This window comes from Ochrobactrum sp. SFR4, from assembly GCF_019730395.1.
Lineage (GTDB): Bacteria > Pseudomonadota > Alphaproteobacteria > Rhizobiales > Rhizobiaceae > Pseudochrobactrum.
In genome coordinates, this window is record NZ_JAAPBB010000651.1 from 1 (window position 1) to 286 (window position 286).

General features: G+C 50.7%; 1 protein-coding gene. It reads left to right on the plus strand.

All coding sequences use genetic code 11. The features are described from left to right. On the plus strand, nt 1-284 hold a 284-nt coding region (locus HBA93_RS20660; RefSeq protein ID WP_221724518.1), incomplete at its 5' end, for an ABC transporter permease subunit. Between the last annotated feature and the right edge of the window lie 2 nt (nt 285-286).

Genomic DNA, 286 nt, shown 5'->3' on the forward strand with positions numbered 1-286 from the left:
GCATCGTCAATCGTCATGTGCTGCGCAATATTCTGATACCGATTGTAACTGTTGTCGGTATTGAATTCGGTAGTCTTGTTGCTTTCTCCACCATTACCGAAACCGTGTTCTCATGGCCCGGCATGGGCAAACTGCTGATCGACAGTATCTACCAGCTCGACCGGCCGGTGGTGGTTGCCTATGTGCTGCTGGCCACACTGCTTTTCGTTGCCGTGAATTTCATGGTGGATGTGCTTTATGCGGTTCTCGACCCGAGGGTCAAACTTTCCGGAGATATGGTATGACT